Annotated in this window: 22 protein-coding genes and 2 pseudogenes; 4 read left to right on the forward strand and 20 right to left on the reverse strand. The window is 56.8% G+C overall.

Annotation, left to right across the window (positions count from 1 at the left end):
* Position 1 precedes the first annotated feature (1 nt).
* From IPJ12_03305 to gyrA, 18 genes and pseudogenes are all read right to left on the reverse strand, one after another.
* Entirely contained in the window at positions 2 to 913 is a 912-nt protein-coding gene (locus IPJ12_03305) for a glycosyltransferase (GenBank protein ID MBK7646200.1), read from the reverse strand.
* Between the two features lie 3 nt (positions 914 to 916).
* Positions 917 to 2,426, reverse strand: a pseudogene (locus IPJ12_03310) (oligosaccharide flippase family protein).
* 14 nt (positions 2,427 to 2,440) lie between these two features.
* On the reverse strand, positions 2,441 to 3,190 hold the full coding sequence (locus IPJ12_03315; protein MBK7646201.1) for a class I SAM-dependent methyltransferase: 750 nt from the start codon (positions 3,188 to 3,190) through the stop codon (positions 2,441 to 2,443).
* 15 nt (positions 3,191 to 3,205) lie between these two features.
* A complete protein-coding gene (locus IPJ12_03320) occupies positions 3,206 to 3,655 on the reverse strand; it encodes a GNAT family N-acetyltransferase (protein ID MBK7646202.1) in 450 nt (149 codons plus the stop codon).
* On the reverse strand, positions 3,652 to 4,611 hold the full coding sequence (locus tag IPJ12_03325) for a hypothetical protein (protein MBK7646203.1): 960 nt from the start codon (positions 4,609 to 4,611) through the stop codon (positions 3,652 to 3,654). The genes IPJ12_03320 and IPJ12_03325 overlap by 4 nt, the downstream gene beginning before the upstream one ends.
* Before the next feature lie 3 nt (positions 4,612 to 4,614).
* Positions 4,615 to 5,577, reverse strand: coding sequence for a glycosylase (locus tag IPJ12_03330; GenBank protein ID MBK7646204.1), 963 nt, complete (start codon positions 5,575 to 5,577; stop codon positions 4,615 to 4,617).
* 3 nt (positions 5,578 to 5,580) lie between these two features.
* Positions 5,581 to 6,279 (reverse strand): WbqC family protein, encoded by a 699-nt coding sequence (locus IPJ12_03335; protein ID MBK7646205.1) that lies wholly within the window; start codon positions 6,277 to 6,279, stop codon positions 5,581 to 5,583.
* A 42-nt stretch (positions 6,280 to 6,321) separates the two neighbouring features.
* Positions 6,322 to 7,428 carry a DegT/DnrJ/EryC1/StrS family aminotransferase gene (locus IPJ12_03340; protein MBK7646206.1) on the reverse strand — a complete coding sequence of 369 codons (1,107 nt, stop codon included), beginning with the start codon at positions 7,426 to 7,428 and terminating at the stop codon, positions 6,322 to 6,324.
* A gap of 12 nt (positions 7,429 to 7,440) precedes the next feature.
* Complete coding sequence (rfbC, locus tag IPJ12_03345) at positions 7,441 to 7,989, reverse strand: dTDP-4-dehydrorhamnose 3,5-epimerase (protein ID MBK7646207.1); 549 nt, start codon at positions 7,987 to 7,989, stop codon at positions 7,441 to 7,443.
* Entirely contained in the window at positions 7,989 to 8,873 is an 885-nt protein-coding gene (gene rfbA, locus IPJ12_03350; GenBank protein ID MBK7646208.1) for a glucose-1-phosphate thymidylyltransferase RfbA, read from the reverse strand. Before rfbA ends, rfbC begins: the two co-directional genes overlap by 1 nt.
* Positions 8,870 to 9,937, reverse strand: a complete 1,068-nt coding sequence (gene rfbB / locus IPJ12_03355; GenBank protein MBK7646209.1) for a dTDP-glucose 4,6-dehydratase — start codon at positions 9,935 to 9,937, stop codon at positions 8,870 to 8,872. Before rfbB ends, rfbA begins: the two co-directional genes overlap by 4 nt.
* A 35-nt stretch (positions 9,938 to 9,972) precedes the next feature.
* On the reverse strand, positions 9,973 to 10,977 hold the full coding sequence (galE, locus tag IPJ12_03360) for a UDP-glucose 4-epimerase GalE (protein MBK7646210.1): 1,005 nt from the start codon (positions 10,975 to 10,977) through the stop codon (positions 9,973 to 9,975).
* A gap of 95 nt (positions 10,978 to 11,072) precedes the next feature.
* On the reverse strand, positions 11,073 to 11,912 hold the full coding sequence (locus IPJ12_03365; protein MBK7646211.1) for a DNA ligase: 840 nt from the start codon (positions 11,910 to 11,912) through the stop codon (positions 11,073 to 11,075).
* Positions 11,912 to 12,781 (reverse strand): prephenate dehydrogenase/arogenate dehydrogenase family protein, encoded by an 870-nt coding sequence (locus tag IPJ12_03370; protein MBK7646212.1) that lies wholly within the window; start codon positions 12,779 to 12,781, stop codon positions 11,912 to 11,914. The genes IPJ12_03365 and IPJ12_03370 overlap by 1 nt, the downstream gene beginning before the upstream one ends.
* Before the next feature lie 4 nt (positions 12,782 to 12,785).
* Entirely contained in the window at positions 12,786 to 13,874 is a 1,089-nt protein-coding gene (locus tag IPJ12_03375) for a histidinol-phosphate transaminase (protein ID MBK7646213.1), read from the reverse strand.
* A gap of 10 nt (positions 13,875 to 13,884) precedes the next feature.
* Positions 13,885 to 14,976, reverse strand: a complete 1,092-nt coding sequence (gene pheA / locus IPJ12_03380; GenBank protein ID MBK7646214.1) for a prephenate dehydratase — start codon at positions 14,974 to 14,976, stop codon at positions 13,885 to 13,887.
* A gap of 5 nt (positions 14,977 to 14,981) precedes the next feature.
* Complete coding sequence (gene serC, locus IPJ12_03385) at positions 14,982 to 16,067, reverse strand: 3-phosphoserine/phosphohydroxythreonine transaminase (GenBank protein MBK7646215.1); 1,086 nt, start codon at positions 16,065 to 16,067, stop codon at positions 14,982 to 14,984.
* The gene (gene gyrA / locus IPJ12_03390) at positions 16,068 to 18,710 is read right to left on the reverse strand and encodes a DNA gyrase subunit A (protein ID MBK7646216.1); all 2,643 of its coding nucleotides are present in this window, start codon (positions 18,708 to 18,710) and stop codon (positions 16,068 to 16,070) included. It lies immediately after the preceding gene.
* A 97-nt stretch (positions 18,711 to 18,807) separates the two neighbouring features.
* On the opposite strand from gyrA, the gene IPJ12_03395 reads away from it, so the two are divergent.
* From IPJ12_03395 to IPJ12_03410, 4 genes and pseudogenes are all read left to right on the forward strand, one after another.
* Positions 18,808 to 20,136, forward strand: coding sequence for a TRZ/ATZ family hydrolase (locus tag IPJ12_03395; protein MBK7646217.1), 1,329 nt, complete (start codon positions 18,808 to 18,810; stop codon positions 20,134 to 20,136).
* A gap of 61 nt (positions 20,137 to 20,197) precedes the next feature.
* Positions 20,198 to 20,855, forward strand: a pseudogene (locus IPJ12_03400) (OmpA family protein).
* 74 nt (positions 20,856 to 20,929) lie between these two features.
* The gene (gene ubiG / locus IPJ12_03405; GenBank protein MBK7646218.1) at positions 20,930 to 21,628 is read left to right on the forward strand and encodes a bifunctional 2-polyprenyl-6-hydroxyphenol methylase/3-demethylubiquinol 3-O-methyltransferase UbiG; all 699 of its coding nucleotides are present in this window, start codon (positions 20,930 to 20,932) and stop codon (positions 21,626 to 21,628) included.
* Positions 21,621 to 22,289: an HAD-IA family hydrolase gene (locus IPJ12_03410; protein ID MBK7646219.1), complete on the forward strand. Its 669-nt coding sequence runs from the start codon at positions 21,621 to 21,623 to the stop codon at positions 22,287 to 22,289. The genes ubiG and IPJ12_03410 overlap by 8 nt, the downstream gene beginning before the upstream one ends.
* Here IPJ12_03410 and IPJ12_03415 read toward each other — a convergent pair.
* Positions 22,267 to 23,439: a methyltransferase gene (locus IPJ12_03415; GenBank protein MBK7646220.1), complete on the reverse strand. Its 1,173-nt coding sequence runs from the start codon at positions 23,437 to 23,439 to the stop codon at positions 22,267 to 22,269. The genes IPJ12_03410 and IPJ12_03415 overlap by 23 nt on opposite strands.
* Positions 23,436 to 25,580, reverse strand: a complete 2,145-nt coding sequence (locus IPJ12_03420) for an ABC transporter substrate-binding protein (GenBank protein ID MBK7646221.1) — start codon at positions 25,578 to 25,580, stop codon at positions 23,436 to 23,438. Before IPJ12_03420 ends, IPJ12_03415 begins: the two co-directional genes overlap by 4 nt.
* Positions 25,581 to 25,652: the final 72 nt, after the last annotated feature.

The following is a 25,652-nucleotide window of genomic DNA, read 5'->3' on the forward strand; positions in this document are numbered from 1 at the left end:
TTCATATTCCCACGTTGATCCGCTTGAACCGTTTCAGTTGAGTAATGAACTCCCACGGCGAGACCCAGCAGAATGACCTAAACGCCAGCTTCAGGAACAGGAAAGCCGATGTACGCCGATTCTTCAGTTCCACCAGCAGGTATAGTAGGCTGTTGATGAAAATCTCCCGTCTGTGGCCAGGCAGCAACGCGAGATAGTGATCCAGGTGCTCTGCATACAGCCGCATGACCGTTTGCGGACCGCGCCCTTTTCTGGAGATACCGGTGTCGCTGTTGTAGCGGTACTTACCCAGTATCTCCTCCAGATATTTTCCATAGCCGGAAACGAGCATCTCGACAGTATAGAAGTAATCCAGCGTCTCGCCCTCGACACACCGGGTCCTCCTAGCGTTCGCCCGGTACATCATTGCACTGTGATAGCCGACGCTCCCGAATCTGAGGGCGTCGGACAAGAGCACGATGCCGTCCTCGAACACGCCCACATCGTGCAGATTCGGTTTGCATAACGTACCGGCATCATTGAAGAGCAGCACGCGGTGCCACACCACCGAACAGTCTGGGTGTGCCTCCAGGTAGTTAACCTGTGCCTGGAGTTTGCCCGGCAGCGCGATATCGTCGCCATCAATGTGGGCGACATACTTTCCTGCAGCCCGATTGTGCACCGAAATGAAGTTCTGAGTTCCGCCGACCTTGTGCGGATATAGCAACGGAACGATCTTGCCCGGATAGCGCTCCGCAAACTCGATCACGGCCTCTCTCGTACCGTCGCAGGAGCAATCGTCACCGACGATGACCTCGAAATCGAAGTCAGTCATCTGGTCCACGATGCTTTGCAGGCATTCGCGTATGTATGCCTCCTGGTTATATGTGATCACACAAACCGAAGCTTTCGGGGGAGTCCTGGTTGCTTGCATCGGCTATCCTCGGGCAAATTGGCTGCACCATCTGCTGTTTATCTTTTCTCTCGCCCACGATGAACTCGCGACAGCCGCTGCGGCCAGTCCCAAACCTATCGCTACTAGGCCCATCGCTATCATGGATCGCGACTGCGGCAATGTCACCCAGCGTTGCAGGCCAAACGCAAGAACCATCGGCAGCACCACGACTGGCATCACATCCTGCAGTATCCACCGGGCATGCAAACCCTTCACAAAGCGGCGGTGCACGAGCGGGAGCCAGACGAAGAATGGAAGCAAGTTCGCCCCTATCCATGCATATCCCGCCCCCACCATCCCATGCATGTTTACAGCCCAGACCAACATCGGGATAAATATCACCAGGAACAATGCGTTCCCGATCAGATGCAATTTCAGATCGCCTTTGGCGAACTGCAGAAAATATGGGAAGGCTGCTAGAGCAAGCAGTCCGTTCCCCAAGGCATAAAGCGTGAGCACAAGGGCGGATCTCTGCGCGATGACAATGTTTCCTGTCCACGCCCACAACACCTGTTCGGGAAAGAACGCCAAGACAAAAGTGGACGGAACGATGATAATCCCCACCAACTGCGTCGCCTGCCGATACAGCCGTACCAGTCCTTCCTCGTCGCCTTCGGCATTCATTTTGGTCATGCGCGGAAGCAGCGCACCGCTGATGGGCGCACTGAGCATCAGGATACTGCTGGCTACCAGTACCGCCAAGGTGAAATAGGCGTAATCGGACAACAGTAGCATGGTAGAGAGGATTAGCTTGTCGGTCTGCGTGACCAGTACCCATACCGCGCCGGTGAAGGCGATGCTCAGAGAGAACTTAAGAACGCCACGCAACGGCTCCCATTGCCACGGAATGTGCCTTTCCAGCACTTCAGGCAGGAGCGCATAGACCTTGATGGTCAGCCATATCACTTCTATCACTGCGACGACGACTTGGTATGTAAAGAAGGATGTCGCGCTGGTATCGACAAAGAGGAGGAATGGGATCACCAGAACGAAACGGGCCGTTGCAACGGCCGTATTGAACCAGCTCAACCAGACCAGATGCTCGAAACCGTTGATCACGCCCCGGTACAAACCGCACAACCAGCGCAGTGCCACGATAATGGCCATGAGCATGATGGCGTTAACCACATCGTCCTTCGGAAGCATCTCGACCCTGAGCCACCGATTTGCGATGCTGTCCGCTCCCGCGATGATCACGACCACGCCAAGCACGGCCACACCAATGAAAATACCCTCCAGGGCACGCAACAACCTGCGCAACATGAGCACGTCCATCGCACCGCCACGGAAACGCGCGACCTGCCTCACCATTGTGGGAGTAAGCCCCATGTCCAGCAGCATGAACCATGCTTGCAACATCGAGAAGAAACCTACGAGCCCGTACGCCTCCACACCCCATGTACCTAATGTATACGGGGATCATGACGATCCCGATCAGCGTGACATAGAACTGACTAAGATAGTTGGCAAGGATGTTCTTCCTCAGCGACATCAAGGTGCTTCCGCTTATCTCGCGTCACCCCGCTCGCACATTAGGAAGATACTCGAACACAGGTCCGGATAGTGCTGCCCGAGTTTGTAGCAGCCTTCCAGATATTCCTTGGAGATGATGTCCGTCTGCAGCAAGCGATCCCACTGGAAGTTCGCCAGAGCCTTGAAGAAGATTCCGGAACGATGAACCACTTTCAACCCCGCAGCTTCCACATCGCGCTCCAGCGTGTCCAGCGAATAGGTGCAACGATGGCCATGCTCAGCCTCAGCTGGGGTAACCGCCGCATTGTGCGTGATGAGACCCATCTTGACCGCGATCTGCCGCGATGGTGCATTGGCGTTCGGGCATACCAGAAAGAAGCGTCCTCCTTCGGCCAGCCATTCATCGTTGATGCGCTTCAGCACCTGCACCGGATCATCCAGATGTTCCAGTACGTGGGTCAGCACGATATTGTCATAGCGCTTGAGCAGGGTCACTTTTTCGAATAGCGAATTAACGAACTTCACTTTGTCGCCCAGTTTATTCCTGGCCTCTTCGACTGCCACATCCGAGGCCTCGACGCAGGTGACGTCATCAAAATAGGGCAGGAACCTTCTGGTGAAGTCGCCTTTGAAACTGCCCAGTTCGAGCAAGCTACCCTTTTTGAAGAACGGCTCGAATGACTTGATCATGTATGGATGCATCACGTCAAAGTCGAAACCGTAGGCGTACTTATGGTCGTTGGCGTCTTTTATTTCGACGTTGTAATCACGTTTGCTGTTCATTCTTTATCCCCGCTATCATTCCAAATATAGATCCATGGCAACAAATGATGCATAGGTTTTGCCTGCTACAAAACCACTCTTCTCGTACAAACCGATGGCCGGTAGATTATCGCTCGCCACTTCCAGACTTATCTGCCTCATCCCAGATACTCTTGCATGCGCGATGCACTGCTGAATCAAGCTTTCAGCGATGCCCTTGCCCATCCATTCCTTCAGTACACTGACACTGGTGATGAAAGCGACACTTCGCTGCTGATCGTTGCAGTACGCCCCTACCAACCCCACCAACTTATCGCCAGACCATGCCTCAAACCGCATCGCTTTGTTCGTGATCTTATTGGCATAGTCGTTTATCTCGACCCGATCGCTTAGCGGCGGCACGAAATTGGCATCACAGTGCCACAAGTGCCCGACAATCTCTGCTTCGGACGCATTGTTCAGTGAGAATTGGATACCCTCACTCACCTTTCCAGCTCGGCCAGTCCAAACCCATAGCGCCCAAACTCGTTGCCGTTATAGAGCAGATAGATCTTGCCGTCGCACTCGAACACATGCGGATAGCACAGCATGTCCGAATCCCAGCCACCGGGAGTAACATCGAGCAATGGGTTCTGGTCATCACGTGTCCAGTTCACCAGATCGTTTGACCAAGCATGGCCAATGCGATAGCCGCGGCCGCTGTTATTGCGGAAGTCGAACGATTGGCGATAGCAGAAGAACATGTGATGCAGACCATCAATCCCGATCACCGTCGGTAGTGCCTGGCTCTCATCCGGCCCTAGTTTGTCCGAAATGATCTGGCGTGCCTCTTCTTTCACCCAGTTGATGCCGTCGCTGGAAGTCGCATGGCCAATCTTGTAAGTGCGGTCCGGCGCGGCGTCCGGTGAGAACTTTTTCCAGCCGGTGCCAAAGATGTACCACATGTGGAATACGCCACCGATAACCTTCACGAAGCCATCGCCGACCAGGCAAGGCTCGTGTAGCGATGCCGCCAACACCGGTCCGTCGCCAATGCGCAGGAAGGTAAGGCCGTCGTCGCGGCTGATGGCCAAGCCGATGGCGGTATCCACCGATACCGACACACGGCGATTCCAGCCGCAGGTGTAGCCGAACACCGCATCGCCGTGGCGCATGACACTCATCGGAAAGATGCCGTGTTCATCGAAACTGCCAAGATTGCCGAGCTGGATAACGGCCTGCTCAGACAGGCGGATCACGTCACGCAGGTTCTTCTGCATGTCGACGAAGGCGATATGGCTCAGATATTTCCCATTGCTCTTGTCCACCGAGCGGGTGGAGAAATAGATACGCACAAAATCATCGAACACTAGCGCCTGCGGTGACTGGGCGAACTGCACGCAGTCGTGCGGCAGTGTGTGCAGTGTCGGATCGAATATCTTGCCAAGCTTTTTCCACTTCATTGCTTAATCCAACTTTCCATCCAGCACGGCCAGCCCAAAACCGTGTCGGCCAACCTGGTTGCCGAGGTAGGCCATATAGGTCTTGCCATCCAGTTCGAACACATGCGGGTAACTTATCATCTCGGCATCCCAGCCTTCTTCCGACACTTCGATTCCCGCCTTGGCATCATTGCGCACCCAGTTCATCAGATCGGTGCTGGAGGCATAACCGATGCGGTAGCCATTCTGCTTGCCGCGGTAATGGCTACTGTAGCGGTAGCAAAAGAACATATGATATTTGCCGTTGGCGTAGAACACGTCCGGACTGGCCTGAGCTTCGTCTTCTTCTATGCGGCTCTCGATCAGATCCTTATTGAGCTTGTTCCAGTGGATGCCATCGCCGGATGTTGCCATGCGAATCTTGTAGACCGGCTCCGCGCGCCCATCCACCACCTTCCACTTGCGCCCAGCGATATACCACAGATACCAGGTTTCGCTAAAACGTCGGATCTTCGGCCCGCTCAATACGAAGGGTTCGTCAGGCGAGTACGACAATATCGGGCCAGTTCCGAGTTTGGTGAAGGTATCGCCACCGTCACAGCTGGTCGCCATGCCGATGGCAACGTTGAACGGCACGGATTCACAACGCGTCCAACCTGCGTAATAAGCGCGCAGTTCATCGCCATTGCGGATAACAGAGACGGGGTAGGTGCCGAACTCGTCGAATTCGCCCAGTCCTCCCAGGTTCAAAATCGGCTGCTCGCCGACATGCCGAATCTTGAACATATCTGCACGGTCAAGATCGACATAGGTAGAGTAGCTGACAAACTGCCCATTCTCATCCGCCGGCGGGCGGCAGGAGAAATATACGCGCACGAAATCGTCGAACAACAGTGTGGCAGGCGCCTGTGCGAACTCCTTCAGCCAGCTGCGCCCTTCCACTTCCTGCGGGGTGAACACCTTGCCTAGTTTCTTCCACTTGAACACGGTTCAGATCAACTCATAGTTGGTTGTGATACAGGTACGGATGGCATCGAGAGGATTGAACATCATCACGTCAACGATTGACAGCCAGGGTACGAACTCATCACCGAGCTGCGCATATTCGAGCGGCTTCGATTTGATGAACTTCAACTCGACGCCTCCCTTCAGGAAGGCCTCCTTCGAATACAGCTCCATCCCGCCGATAGTGTTCAAATAGGTGGTCGCTCCGGCCGCTTCACATAGGGCGAGTACTTTGTCCTGACTTTTCAGGCCGTGGTCGATCGCAATGTCGGATGAGACTCTGATCATGGTGGTAATGCCCAGATGTTTGCATGTCTGGGCAATGGAATGGTGCAGATAGCGGAACAGGTTCGCGTCTTCGTATCTCACGATCTTTTCGAGCAGCGGGTAAGTTTGCTCGAAATAGGGCGCGTGCCGGTATGCGCCTTTGAGTTGGTTGAGCAGTTTGTCACGATTGAAGTCCGCCGCCAGTTCACGTTCGCACACATCCAAGAAGTCAGAATCGCTCTTCAATGGCAATGAGAACATCACGTCCTTTCCGTTCTGGAGCATGCGGTTGCGGTTGATCCAGCCCTTCTTGGTGTACTTTATATTGTCGTACACGATAAATTGGTCGACTGCCGCAATCAACTGAAAGTAGCCGATGTAGGGGAAAAAATATGGTTGCATAATGGCCAGCCTCATCCTGACCATCCTGTGAAGCCGACTGTTTGCTTGGTATCCACTTTATTGCGCCGCGATAAAACGGGTAACCTCGTCAACCACCGACATCTCCAGATCTGGATAGATCGGCAGGCAAAGGACACGTTGCGCCGCGACAGTGGCTACCGGCAGATTCTCGCGATGAGAAGAAGGTAAACCGCGATACATGGGGAAATCCGATATCAGGGGATAAAAGTAGCGCCTAGGATGGATGCCGTAGTCCTTGAGCTTTTGATAGAGATCGTCACGGCTGATCGGGTAGTCGGCACCCACCAGAATCGGGAAATACGAATAGTTGGCAACCTTTTCGCCCGCATCGTTCAAACAGTGAATACCCTTTACACTTGCCAACCGCTCGCGGTACTTCGCATCGATCGCTTTGCGACGCGCGAGTGCCTGATCGATGTATTTCAATTGCAGCAAACCGAGCGCCGCGTTGAATTCGCTCATCTTGCCGTTGATGCCTGGGGCCACTACAGTAACTTCGCCCACATGGCCGAAATTCTTGAGGTGGTCGATGCGCACTTTCGTCTTAGCATCAGGACAGACGATGGCACCCCCCTCAAAGGTGTTGAAAACCTTGGTGGCGTGGAAACTCAGTACCGACAAATCACCGTGCCTTAATACGCTACCCTTTGCATCTTCCACGCCGAACGCGTGGGCGGCGTCGTAGATGACCTTGAGGTTATAGATGTCGGCGATATTCTGTATGGCTTCGATATCACAAGGATGCCCATAGCAATGCACCGGCATGATCGCGGTGGTATGCGGAGTTATGGCCGCTTCTATCTTGGCCGGATCGAGATTGAGTGTGTTCGGATCAATATCCACAAACACCGGCTTGATTCCGTTCCACAACAGGGAATGTGAGGTGGCAACGAAAGAGTATGGCGTGGTGATCACCTCGCCGGTCACGCGCAGGGCTTGCAATGCTGTCACCAGTGCGATCGTTCCGTTGGTGAACAGAGCAATATGTTCGACCCCTAGGTGTTCGCATAACGCCCGTTCCAGTTGCTGATGGAAAGGCCCGTCGTTGGTTAACATTTTATTGGTCCAAATCTGTTCCAGATAAGGAATGAACTCCTCCAGCGGCGGCAGGAAGGGCTGTGTCACATATATAGGTTTTTTTATCGTCATTTTTGACTACACCTCACTCAACAGTGAGAAAAAGCTGCTTGCAGTAATATCTTTAGCGGACAGCTTCGGCAATTCGACGAGCGGCCAATCTACCTGCAGATCCTTGTCATTCCATAAGATGCAGCGCTCATTTTCCGGGTAGTAGTAATCTGTGGTCTTATATAGAAAATCAGCCGTTTCGCTCAATGTTAGGAATCCGTGCGCGAAACCTGGAGGAATCCATATTTGCAGCTTGTTCTCTGCTGAAAGCACCTCACCAATCCACTGCCCATAGGTTGCCGAGCCTTTCCGGATATCGACGGCCACATCGAAGACTTCGCCGTGAATGACGCGGACGAGCTTGCCCTGAACCTTCGGTGGCAACTGGTAATGCAGCCCTCTCAGTACGTTCTTCGCACTCTTCGAATGATTGTCTTGGACGAAAGCGATCTCCTGTCCGACAGCATCATTGAAGGCCTTCTGATTGAAGCTTTCGAAGAAGAAACCGCGCTCATCTCCGAACACTTTCGGCTCGATGATCAGGACATCGGGAATCCGAGTCGGCGTGACTTTCATCAGTAGACCTTTTCCTTCAGCAGATTGAACAGGTACTGGCCGTAGCCCGTCTTTGCATAGCTTTGGGCTAGTTGTTCGAGCTTTTCATCGCTGACCCAGTTCTGGCGCCAGGCGATTTCTTCGGGGCAGGCGACCTTGAGGCCCTGGCGCTTTTCGATGGTGGCGATGAACTGGCCGGCTTCGAGCAGGCTGTCGTGGGTGCCGGTATCAAGCCAGGCGTAGCCGCGACCCATGATTTCTACCTTCAGTTTTTGTCGCTCAAGGTAGACGCGGTTGACGTCGGTGATTTCAAATTCGCCACGAGCGCTGGGCTTGATGTTACGGGCGATGTCGACGACGCTGGTGTCGTAGAAATAGAGGCCCGTGACGGCATAGCGTGACTTGGGTTGCATGGGCTTTTCTTCGATGCTGATGGCGTGTTGGTCTTTGTCGAACTCGACAACACCGTAACGTTCCGGATCGGTGACGGCGTAGGCAAAGACGGTAGCGCCGTTCAGGTTAGCGTTGGCGCCTTGCAGCAACTCACTGAACTCATGACCATGGAAGATGTTGTCGCCAAGGATCAAGGCCGACGGGTTGCTGCCGACGAAATCGGCGCCCAGGATGAATGCCTGAGCCAAACCATCCGGGCTTGGCTGGACGGTATATTGGAGATTGATACCCCACTGCCTGCCGTCGCCGAGCAGTTGCTCGAAGCGCGGGGTGTCCTGCGGGGTGGAAATAATCAGGATGTCCTTGATGCCTGCCAGCATGAGCGTGGTCAGCGGGTAGTAGATCATTGGCTTGTCGTAGATCGGCAGCAGTTGCTTGGAAACCGACAGGGTGGCCGGGTACAGGCGGGTGCCGGAGCCACCGGCGAGGATGATGCCTTTGCGCTGACTCATTTTGTTTCTCCGTATTGCTTGCCCAGCCACTCGCGGTATGCGCCGCTCGTCACATTAGCCACCCAGGCCTGGTTATCCAGATACCACTGCACGGTCTTACTGATGCCGGTCTCGAAGGTTTCTGCCGGTTTCCAGCCAAGTTCGCGTTCGATTTTGGTGGCATCGATGGCGTAACGGCGGTCGTGGCCGGGGCGGTCGGTGACGTAGGTGATCTGGTTTCTGTAGGGCTGGCCGTCTGTTCTCGGGCTAAGTTCGTCAAGGATGGTGCAGAGGGTATGAACGACGTCGAGATTGGGCTTCTCATTCCAGCCGCCGATGTTGTAGGTCTCGCCGAGACGGCCGGCTTCGAGGACGCGGCGGATGGCGCTGCAGTGATCCTTGACGTAGAGCCAGTCGCGGATTTGCTGGCCGTCACCGTAGATAGGCAGCGGCTTGCCGGCCAAGGCGTTGTGGATGACCAGCGGAATCAGCTTTTCCGGGAAGTGGTAGGGGCCGTAGTTATTGGAGCAGTTGGTGGTCAGGACCGGCAGGCCGTAGGTGTGGTGGTAGGCCCGCACGAGGTGGTCGCTGGCCGCCTTGCTGGCCGAGTACGGGCTGTTCGGCTCGTATTGGTGGGTTTCGGTGAAGGCGGGATCGTTAGTGGTGAGCGAGCCGTAGACCTCGTCGGTGGAGACGTGCAGGAAGCGGAATTCATTTTTGGCCGTTTTTTCCAGTTGACCGTGGAAGGCACGTACCGCTTCGAGCAGGCGGAAGGTACCGACGATATTTGTCTGGATGAAGTCTTCGGGACCGTGAATGCTTCGGTCGACGTGCGATTCGGCAGCAAAATTGACGACAGCGCGCGGCTGGTGCTCGGCCAGCAACTTGGCGAGGAGGTCAAAGTCAGCAATGTCGCCCTTGACGAAGAGGTGTCGCGCATCGCCATCGAGCGAAGCCAGATTTTCAAGATTGCCGGCGTAGGTCAGCGCATCGAGATTGATGACTTTCTCGTCGGACTGGGCCAGCCAGTCAAGTACGAAGTTGCTGCCAATGAAGCCGGCTGCGCCGGTGACGAGGATGGTCATAGGTTCTCCACGATTTTCTTCAACCGTAAATTCAATTACCGAAAACCGTTCGGATTGTTGCTTTGCCAGCGCCAGGCATCGACACACATGGCATCCATGTTTCGCTCGGCGCGCCAGTTGAGCAGTTCGGCCGCGAAAGCCGGATCGGCGTAGCAGGAGGCCACATCGCCAGCGCGGCGCGGGGCCAGTTCGTAGGCAACCGGACGGCCGCTGGCTTTTTCGAAAGCCTTGACAACATCAAGCACGCTGTAGCCGGTGCCGGTGCCAAGATTCACCTCGAAGCACTGCGCAGCGTTCAGGCGTTCCAACGCCTTCAGGTGGCCGAGAGCCAAGTCGACGACATGAATATAGTCGCGAACGCCGGTGCCGTCCGGCGTCGGATAATCGTTGCCCCAGACCTTGAGTTGCTCGCGCCGGCCAACGGCCACCTGGGCGACGAAAGGCATCAGGTTGTTTGGAATACCTTGTGGGTCTTCGCCAATCAGGCCGCTTTCGTGCGCACCGACAGGGTTGAAGTAGCGCAGGAGACCGATCCGCCATGACGGGTCGGAGCGATACAGATCGCGCAACATGTCTTCGATGACCAGCTTCGTTCGACCATAAGGATTCGTCGCCGATAGCGGGTGATCTTCCGTCAGCGGCAGACGCTGCGGCTCGCCATAGACGGTGGCCGATGAACTGAAGACCAGCGTCTTGACGCCGCATTCAGCCATCGCACCCAGAAGGCGATGCGTACCGATGACGTTGTTGTCGTAGTACTCCAGCGGCTTTTCGACCGACTCGCCAACGGCCTTGAGGCCAGCAAAGTGGATGACCGACGTGCAATCGTATTGGCGAAAGGCAGCTGCAACAGCGGCCTGATCACGGATATCGCCTTCGACCAGCTTGATTTTACGGCCAGTAATCGACTCGACCCGTTTCAGCGATTCTGGATGGCTATTGCAGAAGTTGTCGAAGACAACCACATCCTGACCAGCGCCAAGAAGTTCGACACAGGTATGAGAGCCGATATAGCCAGCCCCGCCAGTTACGAGGATCATCGTAGTTCGCCGTCAGATAAAACCGTAATTTTACCAGCCGGACGTCACCGGGGCATTACGACTAAAGTAAAGTATTGAGAAGGTGGGATGCCACCCTACTCCTCGCGTACCCTCAAGAAACTGGCAAAACGCGGCAATCCCTTGGCGGTCAGATCACGGTAGCGATAAGTGACCGTGGTACCCGGTGCCGGTGGCTCGCGTCTCTGGGCATCCGAAAACCCCGTACCCAGCATGAACTCTCGCCCATCCGGCGTGCGCACTCGCAAGGCCCCGAGCAAACCGGCAAAACGCCCCTTGCCTGGCTGATGGCCGACCACCACCGCTTCGGCGTCCAGCAGCGGTTTCATCTTGAGCAGCACATCGCTGCGCCCGGTTTGGTAGGGTGCATCAGCCAGATGGAGCATCAGGCCCTCACCACCGCCGCGGACGACTTCATCAAAGCGCTTTTTCAGACTTCCACGGTCAACCGGAAAAAACTGCTGAATTTCAAATAACCACGGTACGTTGGCCTGGCGAACCAGGCGGCGAATCTGCTCGGCGCGCTCGCTGAACGGCCCGGGCGCATCCGGCAATTCGAAAACCATGTAGCGCACTTCCCGCCAGCCGGCGTCATCCGCAACCTCGTGCCGAACAATCCCCGAAACCCGCTCAAACTGGCCGCGCGCTATCCACAATTCACCATCGAGCGGCTGCTTCGGTAGCCCCGCGACAAACCAGGGCGGCGCATTGATCGTCCTGCCGCTACGGAAACGCAAGACCTGGCCATCCCAAAGCGCCCGCACACCATCAAGCTTTTCACTGACCATGTACCGCGAAACATCAATCTGGTTGCGATAGAGATTGGCCAGCAGGATGGGCGGCGCATCGGCTGTGGTCGAATACGTTGGCAGCGAAAATGCCAGCCCAACCAGTAACGCAGCCAGCAGGCGGGACATCAGCCCTCGCCGGCCCAATTGCGCCGGGCGCGCCGGGCGATGCCGAAGACTTCTTCCAGCCGCTCGCCATCGTTGCGTGCCAGCGCAGTGCGCAGGTCGTCGAGTTGAGCCCGGTAGCTATCCAGCTCACCAAGCAGCGCCTCACGGTTGGCAAGGCAGATGTCGCGCCACATTTCCGGATGGCTGGCAGCAATGCGGGTGAAGTCGCGGAAGCCGGAGGCAGCAAAGGTGAAGAACAGATCGGCATCCTCGCGCACCGCCAGATCGTGCACCAAGGCGTAAGACAACAGATGCGGCAGATGGCTGACGGCGGCAAAGACGCGGTCGTGCATTTCAGGCGTCAGCTCGTAGATGTCGGCGCCGCACAGGGACCAGGCGCGCTTGATATGGTCAAGCGCATCGTCGCTGTTTTCCGGCAACGGCGTCACAACCACCTTTTTACCTTGATAAAGATCCCAACGCGCCGCTGCGGGGCCGCTGTTTTCCGCGCCGGCAATCGGATGCGCCGGCACAAACTGGCTTATACGATCACCCAGCGCAGCCCTCGCCGCCCGCACCACATCACCCTTGGTCGAACCGCCATCGGTGACGACTGTGTTGGGGCCGAGGTAGGGGCCGATACGGTCGAAAATATCGGCCATCTGCGCCACCGGGGTCGCCACCAGCACGATGTCGGCATCCTCGATTTCATGCGTCGGATTAATGCCGGCCCGGTCGATAACGCCCAACTCCTGCGCCTTGCGCAAGGTTGCCGGCGTCCGGCCAAAGCCGACGACTTCCTCGACCGCCCCCGCCTCCTTGAGAGCGAGCGAGAACGAACCGCCGATCAGGCCGGTGCCGAAGACAACAATTTTTCCAAACTCGGACATCGGATTACAGCGCTTTTTCCAGCGCTTCGAGGAAGCGGGCGTTCTCCGGCTCGGCCCCGATGGTCACGCGCAACCACTCCGGCAGACCATAACCGCCGATCGGCCTAACGATGACGCCCTGCTGCAGCAGCTTCTGATTGACCGCGGCGCCGTCGCCCACCTTGAACGTAACGAAATTACCGTGTGGCTTGATGTATTCGAGTCCCAGTCGCTCAAGGCCCGCGACAATCTGCGCCATGCCGCGCCGGTTCAGCTCGTAGCTGGCCAGCAGGAACTCTTCGTCATCAAGCGCGGCAAGCGCACCGGCCAGCGCCAGGTTGTTCACGTTGAAGGGCTGACGGACGCGGTTCATCAGGTCGGCAACTTCAGCAGACGCCAGCGCATAACCGATGCGCAGGCCGGCCAGACCATAGATCTTCGACAAGGTGCGGCAAACGACCAGGTTGGGGAAGTCGTTGATCCAGCTTGCGGTATCGACGCGGTCAGCCGGCGGCAGGTATTCGTTGTAGGCCTCGTCGAGGACAACAACGACGTCCTTCGGCACCGCTTCGAGGAAGGCGCGCACTTCCGGATAAGGCACGAAGTTGCCGGTCGGATTGTTCGGATTGGCGATCCAGACGATGCGCGTATCCGGCCGGATGGCGGCGCGCATGGCATCAAGATCGTGACCGTAGTTCCTGGCTGGCGTCGAGATCAGCTCGGCGCCCGTCGACAGCGTGGCCAGCGGATAAACCGCAAAAGCATGCTGGGCGAAAATCGCTGAACGCCCTGGCGCCAGGAAGACACGGGCGACCAGATCGAGCACATCGTTGGAGCCGTTACCCAGCACGACCTGGTTCTGCGCCACGCCACAATGCCCGGCCACCGCCTTGATCAGGTCAAACTGATCGGGATAGCGTTCAATGCCGCCAATCGCCGCCTCAACCGCCTTTTTCGCCTTCGGGCTCATGCCCAGCGGATTTTCGTTGGAGGCGAGCTTGAGAATTTTATCGACCGGAATGCCCATTTCGCGGGCCAGTTCGGTAATCGGCTTGCCCGGCTGATAGGGCGAAATGGCACGAACGTACGACAACGCTTGTTCAGCAAGGCCCATGACACTTCCCTCAATAAACGGCAACCGGGTAGGACCCGAGAATTTTCAGATAGGCGGCATAGCCAAGCAGTTTTTCCAGCGCGGCCTTGATGGTCGGATCGTCGCGATGACCTTCGATGTCAACGTAGAAAACGTATTCCCACAGCGCGTTGCGTGCCGGGCGGGACTCCAGGCGGCACATCGAAACGCCAGCCGAAGACAGCGGCAGCAACAGTTCGTGCAGGGCACCAGTACGGTTCGGCGCCGACATGATCAGTGAAGTCTTGTCACGACCGGAAATACCGGCATCGTGCTTGCCGAGGACAAGAAAGCGTGTCGTGTTATTCGGCTCGTCTTCAATATTCCCGACCAACTTCGCCAGCTTGTAGTGCTCGGCCGCCGCCTCGCCGGCTATCGCCGCCGAACCAGGTTCGACAGCTACCATCTGCGCTGCCAGCGAGTTGCTCGCCACCGAAATACGCGGAATGCCCGGCAGATTGCGATTCAGCCATTCATGGCACTGGGCCAGCGACTGGGCGTGCGAATAGACCTTGGTGATCTTGCTCAGATCGGTTTCATTGCTCAGCAGATTCTGGTGAATACGCAGCACCACCTCGCCGCAAATCTTCAGCGGCGTCGCCAGCAGCAAATCCATTGTCCTGCCGACTGCACCTTCAGTTGAGTTCTCGACCGGCACCACGGCGTAATGGGCGTGACCGGATTCGACTTCGCGGAAGACGTCGTCAATCGACGCCTGTGGCAACAAACGGGCAGCGTGGCCGAAATGCTTGGTCGCGGCGCTACCGGTAAAGGAGCCGAGCGGCCCAAGGAAGGAGATCCCCAGTGGCTCTTCCAGCGACAAACAGGCCGACATCACTTCACGGAAGAAAAAGGTGATGTTTTCGTTCGGCAGCGGGCCGGGATTGGCATCCTGCAAGCGACGCAAAACCTGCGCCTCGCGCTCCGGGCGGTAGATGTGCCCGGCTTCGCCATGCTCGGCCTTGATCTCGCCTACGCGCTGGGCGCAGCGGGCTCGGTCATTCAGTAGCTTGAGTAGTTCACCGTCGATGCGGTCAATTTCAGTACGCACACCCGCCAGGGCTTGTTGCAGATCGTCGCTCATAAAACTCAACCGTTACGTTTGGCAAAGTCGTTCATGAATTCAACCAGCGCCCGGACAGCGGCCAGCGGCACTGCATTGTAGATCGATGCCCGCATGCCGCCGACTGACTTGTGACCCTTCAGCGAGACCAGGCCAGCGGCCTTCGATTCGGCCAGGAAAGCCGCGTCAAGATCGGGATTGGCCAGCACGAAAGGAACATTCATGTTGGAACGACAATCCGGATCAACCGGGTTCGTATAGAAGCCTTCGGAATCGTCGATGGCATCGTACAAAATCAGGGCTTTTTCGGCGTTGACCGCAGCAATGCCCGGCAAGCCACCTTGCCGCTTCAGCCACTTGAAAACCAGGCCGGCCATGTAGATGCCGTAGGTTGGTGGCGTATTCAGCATCGAGCCGTGTTCCGCCATCACTGCATAATCCATCACCGTCGGCGTGTTCAACGGCGCCATGCCGATCAGGTCTCGATGAACAATGACCAAGGTCAGGCCGGACGGACCAATGTTTTTCTGTGCGCCAGCGTAGATCAGCCCGAATTTTTCAACATTGACCGGCCGTGACAGGATATGCGAGGACATGTCGGCCACCAGCGGCACGCCCGTATCGGCAATGCGTTCGGCCGGAATCTCGACGCCGTGAATCGTTTCGTTGGTGCACACGTGCAGATATGCCGCAAACGGGTCAAGCTTGATCTCATCCGCAATGGGCAAACGGGTGAAATGGCTGCTCTCGGTCGTCGCTGCACAACGAACCTTGCCGATGCGTTGCGCTTCCTTGAAAGCCTTCTTCGACCATGAGCCAGTCACGATGTAGTCGGCCGAACGCCCAGCCAGCAGATTCATCGGGATCTGCGCAAACTGCTGCGTTGCCCCACCCTGCAGGAACAGCACCTGATACTGCTGAGGAATCCCCATCAACTCGCGCAGATCAGCTTCGGCCTGCTCAATGATGCCGGTGAATTCCTTGCCGCGATGGCTCATTTCCATGACGCTGCAGCCAGCGCCATGCCAGTCGAGCATTTCCTCCTGCGCCTGACGCAGGACTTCTTCGGGAAGCGCAGCCGGACCAGCGCTGAAATTCCAGATGCGACTCATTTATGCTTCTCCGCCTTCATTGGGTTCAGACGATTCCGGATTTTGCTGATTTTCCGGGTTGACCGTGGGAATCTCGGATTCTGCTTCCAGCTCGGCGTCAACCTCAACCACCGACTCTGCAACCTTCTCCAGCCCGGCCAGCTTCTCGCCATCGTCCAGCGAAATGAGTGTGACGCCCTGCGTCGCCCGTCCCATGCCACGAATTTCCGCGACGCGGGTACGTATCAGGACGCCGCCCGTAGTGATCAGCATGATTTCGTCTTCGTCATTGACCAGTTTGGCGCCCACGACGATACCGTTGCGTTCGCTGTCAGCAATGGCGCGCACGCCCTGCGTACCGCGACCGGAGTGGCGGAAATCGGCCAGCACGGTACGCTTGCCAAAGCCATTTTCGGTCGCAACGAGCACGGTCTGCTGATCGTTGTCCGCGACCAGCAAGGAAATTACGGACTGCCCTTCCATCAGGCGCATGCCGCGCACACCACGAGCACCACGGCCCATCGGACGGACATCTTCTTCGTCGAACCAGACCGCCTTGCCGGCGTTGGAGACGAGCACGATGTCGCTGGTGCCACTGGTCAGCTCGACCCCGATCAGATAATCGCCTTCATCCAGCGACACGGCGATAATGCCGGCCTTGCGCGGATTCGAGTAATCGGACAGCGGGGTCTTCTTGACGGTACCCATTACGGTGGCCATGAAGACGTACTGGTCGTCGGAGAATTCCTTGACCGGCAGAACGGCATTGATCCGCTCGCCCTCTTCCAGCGGGAAGAGATTAACGATGGGTTTGCCACGGCTGGTCCGGCTGCCTTGCGGCGCTTCGTAGACCTTCAGCCAATAGCAGCGGCCACGGTTCGAGAAGCACAGGATGAAGTCGTGCGTATTGGCAACGAACAGATGATCGACGAAATCCTCTTCCTTGATCGCCGCTGCCTGCTTGCCACGGCCGCCCCGGCGCTGGGCGCGATAGTCTGCCAGCGGCTGGGCCTTGATGTAGCCACCATGCGACAGGGTAACGACCATGTCCATCGGCGTAATGAAGTCTTCGATACCCAGTTCCTGCGTGTGCAGCACGATTTCGGAGCGACGCTCGTCGCCGAACTGGTCGCGGATCGCCGTCAATTCACCAACGATGATTTCAGTAATGCGTTCCGGCTTGGCCAGAATGTCGAGCAGATCAAGGATCTTCAGCATGACATCCTTGTACTCGCTGACGATCTTGTCCTGCTCCAGACCCGTCAAGCGCTGCAGACGCAACTCCAGGATCGCTTGCGCCTGAACGTCGGACAGACGGTAACCTTGCTCGGACAAACCGTACTCTGGCGCCAGACCATCCGGACGCGATGCATCGGATGCCGCACGCACCAGCATTTCCTCTACCACCGGGCTGCGCCATTGGCGCTCCATCAGGCTGCGCTTGGCATCCGGCGGCGTCGGCGCAGCCTTGATCAGGGTGATAATTTCATCGACGTTGGACAGCGCTACCGCCAGACCTTCGAGAATATGGCCACGTTCGCGCGCCTTGCGCAGTTCGAACACGGTGCGCCGTGTCACCACTTCGCGGCGGTGGGAGAGGAAGCACTCGAGCATCTGCTTCAGGTTGAGCAGGCGCGGCTGACCATCGACCAGCGCGACCATGTTCATGCCAAAGGTGTCCTGCAACTGCGTCTGTTTGTAGAGGTTGTTGAGGATGACCTCGCCGACTTCGCCACGCTTCAGCTCAATGACGATGCGCATGCCCGACTTGTCGGACTCGTCGCGAATGTCGGAGATGCCTTCGATCTTTTTCTCATTGACCAGCTCGGCAATCTTCTCGATCAGCGACTTCTTGTTAACCTGGTAAGGAATCTCGTCAACGATCAAAGCCTGACGACCATTGCCCTTTTCCATGTCTTCGAAGTGGGTGCGGGCGCGCATGATGACGCGGCCACGACCGGTCTTGTAGCCTTCGCGCACGCCCATCACGCCATAGATCAGCGCGGCAGTCGGGAAGTCAGGTGCTGGAATGTACTCGATAAGGTCATCGATGGTAATCGCCGGGTTTTCCAGCAGAGCCAGACAGCCGGCAACCACTTCGTTCAAATTGTGGGGCGGAATGTTGGTCGCCATACCCACCGCGATACCAGACGAACCGTTGATCAGCAGATTGGGGATACGGGCCGGCATGACCAGCGGCTCGTTCTCGGAACCATCATAGTTAGGCCCGAAATCGACGGTTTCCTTGTCCAGGTCCTCCAGCAGCTGATGGCCGATCTTGGCCATTCGAACTTCCGTGTAACGCATGGCCGCCGCGTTGTCGCCATCAACCGAACCGAAGTTACCCTGACCATCAACCAGCATGTAGCGCAGCGAGAAATGCTGCGCCATACGAACAATAGTGTCGTACACCGCGGTATCACCGTGCGGGTGGTACTTACCAATCACATCGCCGACAATACGCGCAGATTTCTTGTAGGCCTTGTTCCAGTCATTGTTCAGCTCATGCATCGCAAAAAGTACGCGACGATGCACTGGTTTCAGGCCGTCGCGCGCATCCGGCAGCGCCCGGCCGACGATTACACTCATTGCGTAATCGAGATAGGAACGCCGCATCTCATCTTCGAGGCTGATCGGCAGTGTTTCTTTGGCGAATTGGTCCATGTCTCACTTCGCACCGCTTGCGCGATGCCTTATTAGTTGATTCGAGCGTAATTTGCTATTTTAACACGCCACCTTCACCGCACAGACCCCGTTTTTCATGACAACAACACCTCAAATAATTGACCTGCTGATCGAAGCGCGCTGGATTGCAGCGGTCGATCCTGATGTTGTATATAAAAACCACGCCGTTGCAATCCACGGAGGCCGCATCCTGGCCATCCTCCCAGCCAGCGAAGCGCGTATCCGGTTTACACCAGACAAAAATGTCACCCTTGCAGACCATATATTGATTCCCGGACTGATCAACCTGCACACTCACGCCGCGATGACCTTGATGCGCGGACTGGCGGATGATCGTCCACTGATGGACTGGCTGCAAAATCACATCTGGCCAGCCGAGGCGGCACACATGTCAGCCCAGTTTGTCCTTGACGGCACCCGTCTCGCCTGCGCCGAGATGCTCAAGGGCGGCATCACCTGCTTCAACGACATGTATTTTTTTCCGGAAGCTGCCGCAGCCGCTGCTTCCGAGTACGGCATGCGAGCCATGCTTGGCATTACCGCAATTGAATTCCCAACCCCCTACGCCAGTGACGCCGACGACTATTTGAACAAGGGGCTGGCGGTTCGCGAACTTTGGCTGAACAACCCACTCATCGGCTTCTGCATTGCACCACACGCCCCGTACACCGTCTCAGACCAGACCTTCGATCGAGTTATGACGCTCTCGGCGCAACTTAACCTCCCGGTTCACTGCCATATCCATGAAACCGCCCACGAAATCGAAGAAAGCCTGAAACAATACAAACGCCGACCACTAGACCGGCTTCACGAACTCGGCCTGCTCGGGCCCAACTTCATTGGCGTTCATGCCGTCCACCTCAACGATCATGACTTGGAACTGCTCGCCGACACCGGCAGCAACATTGCCCACTGCCCAACCTCGAATCTGAAACTGGCCAGCGGATTCGCACCTGTGGCGCAGATGCGACAACTCGGCATCAATATCGGACTGGGTACCGATGGCGCAGCCAGCAACAACCGACTCGACCTATTCGGAGAAATGCGCCTTGCATCACTTCTGGCAAAAGGACTGACCGGTGACGCCAGCGCACTACCCGCCAATGAAATTCTGCGCATGGCCACATTAAATGCAGCCAACGCAATCGGTCTGGGCCGGGAAATCGGCTCAATCACCCCCGGCAAATCAGCAGATCTTTGTGCCGTTGACCTAGGCGCGCTGGAAGCACGGCCATGTTTCGACCCTGTGTCACATCTCATCAACGTTGCCGGGCGAGAATGCGTCAGCCATGTCTGGGTGGCTGGAAAGTGTTGCGTAGACCACAAAACTTTATCCACCAACGACCAAAATCACTTGGAATCGGCTATTGCACTATGGCAAAATAGCTTGGAAGTCCGCCGGTAGGCTTGAATTTGGCCGAAGCGCGGGTTAAAGATTTTCAAATTTTCTTCAACGAGGGAAAACAATGATCAAGAACATCGCCAAGAAATCTCTGGTTCTGGCCCTGCTGGCCGGCATCGGTTTTACTGCTGTTGCCCAAGAACGCGTTTATGTAATCGACCAGCGCGACGTCGTCGCCAAGTCCGGTTTCGGCCTGTGCTGGCGTGATGGCTACTGGACCCCGGCCGCTGCCGCTGCTGACAAGGCCGGTTGCGAGTGCGACAAGGACCTGCTGCCGAAAGAAACCTGCGAGCCGAAGATGGCTGCCGCACCGGCTGCTCCGGTCGCTGGCGTGAAGCCGTCCGGTGAAAAGATCACCGTCGCCGCTGATGCCCTGTTCGACTTCAACAAGGCTGTCCTGCGTCCGGCCGGCAAGGCCAAGCTCGACGAACTGGTCTCCAAGGCCCAGGCCATCAAGCTCGAAGTGATCCTGGCCGTTGGCCACACCGACCGTATCGGTTCTGACTCCTACAACCAGAAGCTGTCCGAGAAGCGCGCTGCCGCCGTCAAGGAATACCTGGTTGCCAAGGGCATCGAAGCCAACCGTGTTTTACACCGAAGGCAAGGGCGAGAAGCAGCCGGTTACCGGCGACAAGTGCAAGGGCACCAAGAAGTCCAAGGCGCTGATTGACTGCCTGCAGCCGGATCGTCGCGTTGACATCGAAGTCATCGGCACCAAGTAATCGGCCGACGCTTCAATGAAAGCCCCGCCCTGCGGGGCTTTTTCTTTTCCGATCAAACTTATTCGATAAAAGCCATGCTCAACGCCGATCCCGCCGAACTGGAAAAATTTGGTGATCTTGCCCACCACTGGTGGGATCCGAACAGCGAATTCAAACCCTTACACGACATCAACCCACTGCGCTTGGACTGGATCGAGCAATCCGTAGGACTTGTCGGCAAGCGAATTCTTGATGTCGGCTGTGGTGGTGGCCTACTCTCCGAAGGTATGGCCGTACGCGGTGCCAACGTGACTGGCATTGATTTGTCCGAAAAGCCACTGAGCGTTGCCAAGCTCCACTTGCTCGAAAGTGGCCAGAAGGTCGATTACCGAAAAATTTCCGTTGAACAACTGGCTGAAGAAATGCCAGCGGCTTTCGATGCGGTGACCTGCCTCGAAATGCTGGAACATGTTCCGAACCCATCCAGCGTCATTGCCGCCTGCGCCCGCCTGGTCAAGCCGGGAGGCCAGGTTTTTCTCTCGACACTCAACCGTAATCCGAAGTCTTACCTGTTTGCAGTGATCGGCGCCGAATATGTGCTGAACATGCTGCCCAAGGGGACACACGATTATGCGAAATTCATTAAGCCGTCCGAACTCGCACGCTGGGCAAAACTGGCCAATCTCGAACCTGAAGAGGTGGTCGGCATGAGTTACAACCCATTGACCAAGACGTATGCTCTGGGACGAGACACCAGCATTAATTACCTGATGCGCGCCATTAGGCATGTTTGAGGCGGTTCTTTTCGACCTGGATGGGACATTGGCCGATACGGCACCCGACCTGGGCAGCGTCGTCAATATTCTGCTTGAGCAGGAAGGGCGACCGCAGAAAACGCTTGAAATGCTGCGCCCTTACACCTCGCAAGGCGTCCGCGGTCTGTTGAAAGCCGGCTTCGGCATTGATGCAACACACGCTGAATACGACGCGTTGGCGCAGCGCTTTCTCGACATCTACATTCAGCGCCTGTGCCTGGAAACACGTCTTTTTGAAGGCATTCCGGAACTCCTCGACAGACTTGAAGCCATGAATCTGGGTTGGGGTATCGTTACCAACAAACGGATGCGCTTTACTGACCCACTGGTGAAACTACTGCAACTGACGCCACGAACAAACTGCGTGGTCAGCGGAGACACCGTTGCCGAGGCAAAACCATCCCCATTACCGGTCCTCCATGCCTGCCGATTGCTCGAATGCCGCCCGGAGAAAACCTTGTACGTCGGCGACGACCGGCGCGACATCGTGGCCGGGAATGCAGCCGGCTGCAAAACTGTAGCCGTGTCCTACGGATACCTCGGCGACAGTGGCCCGGTGCATAGCTGGGGTGCCGACCTGGTCATTGATCACCCGGACGAACTGGCCGAATACCTGGCTACGCAAGCCAGGCAGAAATAAGCAAATTGCGTGGGGTCAGTTTCCGCTCACAAAAACTGCCCAATTCCACCACATAGCCTCGGCTTTCCAGATAACAGGACAGATCAAGCGCCAGCCACACTTCGAGTGCCCGGCGAAAACCGTGGCGCACGATGGACAATCGCATCATTTCATCACGCCGCTGCCAGCCTTGCTGCTCAAACTCTGCTGCAGCACCTGACTTCGGCGATGGCAAGCCTTCACGTCCGCTCATTCTTACGAGGAAATCGGCAAATTCAGCACGCAACCAAACGTCCGGTACCGACTTGAACGAGCGATAGGTATTGCCCGAAACGACGCGGCGATAGGCATCGAAACCTAGCTTCCAGGCAATTGCACGATCCCGCTGCCGTGTTTCACGCGGCGCTGAAGTCACTGTTTCGGTGACAGCAAGACGTGTATCGTCCCTGCTCAGGACAAGCTGCAAGCCAGTGGACAGCGGCTGATAGGTTTCAGCGACGCCACGGTAGTAGCAGCACGGTGCGACATCAAAGCGGCTAACGCCTTTCTCCACTCCGCCCGTAATCAAATGGCGATGCAGGTCACCACAAGCATGCAACGCCACGGCATGTTGAGTCGCCCGTGGCCAGTCGGCTACGCGCAAGGCGTCAGCAACAACAAACTTCTGGTTTACTTTGGCTCGGACTGCCAAGTCAGTTCCGGCAACGCACAATCCAGCATCAATTTCCAGTGTATGCACTGGCGCCTCCCAAGCCAAGGCGAGCAGACGCCCGAGATGCCCCTTGCCGCCGCACCAGTCAAGCACCGGCTGGCCACTTCCCCGCGCCACCGCTGCAAATGCCTCGATCTGCCGCTGTTTTCGTCCCGGAATCTCCCAGGCCCAATTCGTTCGACGACTGGGCAAAATGCCTTCCGGCCTCGCCGGTAGCATGGCTAATGGACCAATGTCGGCAACTGCCGGAATATGTCGGGCCAACAGGGCTAGCGCAGCAGCAGAATCGTCGTTAAGGCGCTGCACGTCGGCTTCCGGCAAACTCAGCAATTCGTCCAGCAAGGCAGGCCACAGTTCGCACCACGATGGGCGAATTTCCCGAAAAGGCTGCGGATGCCACAGATCACGAAAGGACAGCAGCGCCGCATCCAGTTCTCGCTGCCGATCGGCCAGCCTCACCTCAGTGCAGCTCGACGTTCACGACGGCGATAACCAATGGCGGCAGGCACAACTGCCAGCAAAAGCACCAGCAAGCCAAGACCAAGCGGCCAGACTACCGGAGCGTTCCACTGGCGACGGGCGGTCGCACGATCTTCGGCGTCGATGCGCTGGTATTTGAGAATGTTGTTGCCGACATCGTTCGGCTTGCGATTCTTCAGCCAGCGATGGCCGAGTGTATAGCTCTTGGGATGAAGGCCGAACACCCAGGGTGCGTCGTGTTGCAGGATGTGATTCATCTGACGGACGATACCGAGGCGCTCCGGGGTGTTGTCCATGTTCTTCATGCGGAGGAACAGCTGATCGAATTGCGGGTTGGCATAATTCGAGGCATTTTCACCACCCTTCGCTACTTTGCCTTCGTTGCCATCCAGCAGGAAGAAGAAGTTCTCCGGGTCCGGGTAATCGGCATTCCAGCCCAGATAGTAAAGCTGGACGTTACCCTTTCGGATTTTGTCCTGAAAGCGATTGAAGTCCGTCGAGCGAACGACCAACTGCACGTCAATCTTGGCAAACTGTCGGGTCAGCCAGTCCAGGCGGGACTTTTCGCCCATGCCACCGCTGGTCGTGTCGAGATTGACCACCAACGGCTCACCGGTCTTTTCATCGCGACCATTGGCGTAACCCGCTTCGGCGACCAGCCTTTTCGCTACTTCAACCCGCTTGCGCTTTGGCTTGCCATCGACCCAGTCGTAGACCGTGGCATCGATACCTTGCTCGCCCGGTTCGTGACCAAAGATCCCCGGCGGTAATGGACTCTGTGCTGCAATGCCGCGGCCATTCTGGAAAATAGAAATGTACTCTTCCTGATCGATGGCGATCGAGATCGCCTGGCGTAACTTGGTCGCCCGCGGCGACAGCCCGCCAACAACAGGATCCAGCATGTTGAAGCCCATGTAGAAGGTCGAAGTCTTGACCGAGGTCAGCAGTCGGATGCCCTTGTCGCGCATTTCATCGGTCAACGCAACATCGCCGCCGACATTGACGCGCACCGCCTGATCGAAGCTGTCCGAGGAAATCCCCGAGGCGTCGTAGTAGCCTTGCAGGAACTTGTTCCAGTAAGGAATCGCCTCCTTCTCGCGCGTGAAAATGGCCTGATCGATAAAGGGCAAGGGCTTGCCGCAATCGATCAGCAGCCCAGCCTCACGGTCTCCGGCATCGCCTTCGCAGGGATAGGTCTGGCCATGGAAATTCGGGTTGCGCGACAGCACCATGCGGCGGTTCGGATCGTTTTCGCTCAGCATGTACGGTCCGGTGCCGACCGGCCACCAGTCGAGCGTCAGGTTCTTGACTGCCATGCCGGGCTGGGCAAAAAAGCGGTCAGCCTCGCGGGGCACAGGCGCAAAGAAAGGCATGGCCAGCCAGTAGAGGAATTGCGGGTACTTGCCTTTGATGTGGACGCGCCAGGTGTAGCGATCGATTTTCTCAACTCCGGATAACGGAAAGGCATCGAGATCCAGCCATTCATCTGCCAGTTTGTCCTTGGCGGCATTCTGGAGCGTTTCGCCCAGCTCCTTCAGACCAAGAATCTTGTCTGCCATCATGCCGAAAATCGGCGAATGTAGCCGCGGGTGGGCCAGGCGCTTGATCTGGTAAATGTAGTCGTCGGCCGTCAGTTCACGCGTACCGACCTTGGGAAAATCGGCAATTGTCTGCCGTTTGGAAATTTCATTTTTGGTCAAAATTTCCGGTTGACCGTGCGAATCAAGCACAAAAGCCGGATGCGGCTGAAAGCGGATGCCCGGCTTTAGTCTCAGCTCGTAAACGCTCTCTGCTATGCGTTCAACCGGCGCGTCGCTCGGTAATTCACGGCCCGCTGCATCGTAAAAACGCGGCACCGGCACTTGCTCAACGGTGGATGGAATCAGCTCATATGGCCGCTTCAGATAATGGTATTGCAAGGGCGGCTCATAGATCTGCGCCGTAAAGGCAATCTCGTCCTCGGTATACGACTGCGCCGGATCAAGATGCTTGGGCCGATCAGTGAAAGCAGTATAAAGAATATTGCGTCCCGCATCGGCCGCCGGATACGGGTCATTCCAGGCCTGACCGCAGCCGGCCAGGACAATGACAGCAATGAGACTGACGCATATTTTTCGCATGACCCACAGTTTAGCAAATGCCCGCCGCGCCGCTTGACCTCGCAGGCGGGAATTGCCCACAATGGCTCAAAC

The sequence above is a fragment of the Betaproteobacteria bacterium genome, assembly GCA_016709965.1.
GTDB classification, from domain to species: Bacteria; Pseudomonadota; Gammaproteobacteria; order Burkholderiales; family Rhodocyclaceae; genus Azonexus; species Azonexus amarohabitans.

What these genes read in the sequence shown, in the direction of transcription:
- IPJ12_03305 (MBK7646200.1), bottom strand. Translation starts at nt 913, where the DNA reads ATGCAAGCAACCAGGACTCCCCCGAAAGCTTCGGTTTGTGTGATCACA.
- IPJ12_03315 (MBK7646201.1), bottom strand. Translation starts at nt 3,190, where the DNA reads ATGAACAGCAAACGTGATTACAACGTCGAAATAAAAGACGCCAACGAC.
- IPJ12_03325 (MBK7646203.1), bottom strand. Translation starts at nt 4,611, where the DNA reads ATGAAGTGGAAAAAGCTTGGCAAGATATTCGATCCGACACTGCACACA.
- IPJ12_03335 (MBK7646205.1), bottom strand. Translation starts at nt 6,279, where the DNA reads ATGAGGCTGGCCATTATGCAACCATATTTTTTCCCCTACATCGGCTAC.
- rfbC (MBK7646207.1), bottom strand. Translation starts at nt 7,989, where the DNA reads ATGAAAGTCACGCCGACTCGGATTCCCGATGTCCTGATCATCGAGCCG.
- rfbA (MBK7646208.1), bottom strand. Translation starts at nt 8,873, where the DNA reads ATGAGTCAGCGCAAAGGCATCATCCTCGCCGGTGGCTCCGGCACCCGC.
- rfbB (MBK7646209.1), bottom strand. Translation starts at nt 9,937, where the DNA reads ATGACCATCCTCGTCACCGGCGCAGCCGGCTTCATTGGCAGCAACTTC.
- galE (MBK7646210.1), bottom strand. Translation starts at nt 10,977, where the DNA reads ATGATCCTCGTAACTGGCGGGGCTGGCTATATCGGCTCTCATACCTGT.
- IPJ12_03365 (MBK7646211.1), bottom strand. Translation starts at nt 11,912, where the DNA reads ATGTCCCGCCTGCTGGCTGCGTTACTGGTTGGGCTGGCATTTTCGCTG.
- IPJ12_03370 (MBK7646212.1), bottom strand. Translation starts at nt 12,781, where the DNA reads ATGTCCGAGTTTGGAAAAATTGTTGTCTTCGGCACCGGCCTGATCGGC.
- IPJ12_03375 (MBK7646213.1), bottom strand. Translation starts at nt 13,874, where the DNA reads ATGGGCCTTGCTGAACAAGCGTTGTCGTACGTTCGTGCCATTTCGCCC.
- pheA (MBK7646214.1), bottom strand. Translation starts at nt 14,976, where the DNA reads ATGAGCGACGATCTGCAACAAGCCCTGGCGGGTGTGCGTACTGAAATT.
- serC (MBK7646215.1), bottom strand. Translation starts at nt 16,067, where the DNA reads ATGAGTCGCATCTGGAATTTCAGCGCTGGTCCGGCTGCGCTTCCCGAA.
- gyrA (MBK7646216.1), bottom strand. Translation starts at nt 18,710, where the DNA reads ATGGACCAATTCGCCAAAGAAACACTGCCGATCAGCCTCGAAGATGAG.
- IPJ12_03395 (MBK7646217.1), top strand. Translation starts at nt 18,808, where the DNA reads ATGACAACAACACCTCAAATAATTGACCTGCTGATCGAAGCGCGCTGG.
- ubiG (MBK7646218.1), top strand. Translation starts at nt 20,930, where the DNA reads ATGCTCAACGCCGATCCCGCCGAACTGGAAAAATTTGGTGATCTTGCC.
- IPJ12_03410 (MBK7646219.1), top strand. Translation starts at nt 21,621, where the DNA reads ATGTTTGAGGCGGTTCTTTTCGACCTGGATGGGACATTGGCCGATACG.
- IPJ12_03420 (MBK7646221.1), bottom strand. Translation starts at nt 25,580, where the DNA reads ATGCGAAAAATATGCGTCAGTCTCATTGCTGTCATTGTCCTGGCCGGC.